Annotated in this window: 1 protein-coding gene; it reads left to right on the plus strand. The window is 64.5% G+C overall.

Features of this window, described 5'->3' with window-relative positions; genetic code table 11:
• Positions 1 to 318, plus strand: a 318-nt coding sequence (locus ACEWQZ_RS00105) for a hypothetical protein (protein ID WP_476481039.1), incomplete at its 5' end; no start/stop codon positions are given.
• Between the last annotated feature and the right edge of the window lie 152 nt (positions 319 to 470).

A 470-nucleotide genomic window follows, 5' to 3' on the forward strand; every position in this document is an offset into this window, starting at 1 on the left:
GGACACTTTTCAGGCCTCCTTACGCTGGCCGGAGTCGTATTCGAACTCCCGACAATCGACAATCGAGTTCGAACCGAGCGGCGCAGCCGCGAGCTCGCTGGAGCGCAGCGACAGCCCGAAGGGCCAGGCCGCGTAGCGGCCGCTGCCATCTTTCAGCCGGCACCATTTCCTTCCAACAGCCCGGACACTTTTCAGGCCTCCTTGCGCTGGCCGGAGTCGTATTCGAACGCCCGACAATCGACAATCGAGTTCGAACCGAGCGGCGCAGCCGCGAGCTCGCTGGAGCGCAGCGACAGCCCGAAGGGCCAGGCCGCGTAGCGGCCGCTGCCATCTCTCAGCCGGCACCATTTCCTTCCAACAGCCCGGACACTTTTCAGGCCTCCTTACGCTGGCCGGAGTCGTATTCGAACTCCCGACAATCGACAATCGAGTTCGAACCGAGCGGCGCAGCCGCGAGCTCGCTGGAGCGC

The organism is Wenzhouxiangella sp. YN1, from assembly GCF_056324145.1.